Here is a 1,304-nt window from a genome sequence, read left to right as displayed (position 1 = left end):
TGACCCGATGTGCAGTCTGTGGGTTTCTGCGATTGATATTGACCCGCTGGCCGCGGTGATGGCGTACATCCAGCTTTCGCTGACCTGCATTCCGGCCGCAGTCACCATTGGCAATGCCCTGCAAGATGGCGGCAGCAAACGGACACGTTACACACCTGCCCATTATCTGGGCAACTGGTCTCAGCATTTGCAGGCATATCAACAGACACAAGCAGCCTGAATTCCTTTTCACTTTGGCGCCTTTCGGGGCGCTTTTCCATTTTTAAATCACATTAATATATTGATTTATAGTGAAAGTTAAGCTGATTCAGTAAGCATGTCAATGGATGAATCGAGTCAGATTAATTGTCATTTCCGCAAAAAGAATTGTTCCTTGTTTCAGACCGGGATTTATCGACACTGAGTTCAATTTTAACCGAAGGAGAAAAAGCATGTTTCATCGTCTTAAATCCCATTTTATCCGTCAGTCTGCTGCACAGAAAAAATCATCCGTATCCTCACCGGAGGAGACCATTCGTGATCGCCGGGGTTATTTCCGGCCGCAATCGGTGGATGAGCTGTTGGCAACCCCGCTGCGCCGTCAATACCTCCAACAATTATGGCAAAACAGTGCGTTACCTGAAGGGCTGTATCAGCGTTTTTATCTGGCACCGGTTAAGCAATTGCTGGGCAGCGTTCAGCAAGTGCCCGCCGCCCCGGCGGGCGACTGGTCAGGCAGTGGTGGGTTTGCTGACCTGACGCTGCAATTTACCACCTGTGCTGTGCGGCGGGCGAAAGGGCATCTGTTACCGCCGGGTGCGGCACCGGAAACGCAGGCAGTACAGAGTGTCTTATGGCAGGCAGTAGTGTTCTGGAGCGCGTTGTTTTACCACCTGCCTCTGTTGCAACAACTGGAAGGGGAGCTGGACGACGGGCATGGTTGGCAGCCGGGACTGTGGATGCCGGTGCGTCGCTTTCTTTTTCGTTTCCGGTCGTCTCAGCCTGATTTATCGGCACCGCTGGAAGCCATTATAGCAACGCGTTTATTGCCGGAAGAAGCGGTGAGCTGGTTATTTCTGGTGCCGGCGGCATGGACTTGTCTGGTGTTACGGCTGGGGGGGCATCCTTCTGACGTGCCATTGATTGAGGCACTGCTTCAGGACGCCGCCATGCAGGTGCAGTCACCGTTGCTGAAATCTGCTGGACTTGCTGAGCGCCCGGTGACGGATTCAGTATCAATACCAACAGATTCTGGTGTTGTTGCGCCGATCTCCGTATCAGCAACCCCATCAGCCGCCGATCAACCCGTTTGTGATGATACACAG

Annotated in this window: 1 protein-coding gene and 1 pseudogene; both read left to right on the top strand. The window is 52.8% G+C overall.

From position 1 onward, the window contains the following. Positions 1-220, top strand: a pseudogene (locus PSI23_RS21415) (SAM-dependent DNA methyltransferase); the annotation flags it as partial. A 211-nt stretch (positions 221-431) separates the two neighbouring features. Next, on the top strand, positions 432-1,304 hold an 873-nt coding region (locus tag PSI23_RS21410), incomplete at its 3' end, for a TraI domain-containing protein (RefSeq protein ID WP_273556964.1).

The organism is Xenorhabdus yunnanensis (genome assembly GCF_028598805.1).
GTDB lineage: Bacteria > Pseudomonadota > Gammaproteobacteria > Enterobacterales > Enterobacteriaceae > Xenorhabdus > Xenorhabdus yunnanensis.
This window is presented reverse-complemented; position numbering and strand designations above follow the sequence as displayed.